The 524-nt window shown below is 47.3% G+C and carries 1 protein-coding gene; it reads left to right on the plus strand.

Going from position 1 to position 524, the window contains the following annotated elements:
* Positions 1-524: Ig-like domain-containing protein (locus ACF8CV_RS12615; RefSeq protein ID WP_392416975.1), on the plus strand; the 524-nt coding region annotated here is incomplete at both ends.

The following is a 524-nucleotide window of genomic DNA, read 5'->3' on the forward strand; positions in this document are numbered from 1 at the left end:
GCACCAGTGGCGAAAGATGATATTGCTACGACACAAGAAGACACTGCAGTTACTATTGATGTCCTGCCAAACGACACCGACGCAGATGGCGACAAGCTGAGTGTTGAATCAGCCTCTGTACCTAAAGAGCAGGGTACGGTTGAAGTGGTGAATGGCAAACTGGTGTTCACTCCAGCCGAGAACTTCAATGGCGACGCCGAAATCACTTACACCGTAACGGACGGCCAATTGACCGACGAAGCGAAAGTAACTGTTACAGTAAATCCAGTAAACGATGCGCCAACCATCAAGGTTGATGCAGTAGAAAGTATCACTGAAGATGCAGTGAGCACTGATACGGTAGTCGCAACCTTAACGGTTCGCGATACTGACACTTCTGAAGACCAATTAACCGTTTCTTTAGAAAACAACTCAAACGGTTACTTTGTATTAGTTGGCGATGAAGTCAAGCTGACTCAAGCGGGTGTTGACGCGGTTAACAACGACGAACTCAACCTTAAAGACCTGACTATCAGCGCGTCAGT

The organism is Vibrio sp. zbq_1 (assembly GCF_043102935.1).
GTDB lineage: Bacteria > Pseudomonadota > Gammaproteobacteria > Enterobacterales > Vibrionaceae > Vibrio > Vibrio parahaemolyticus.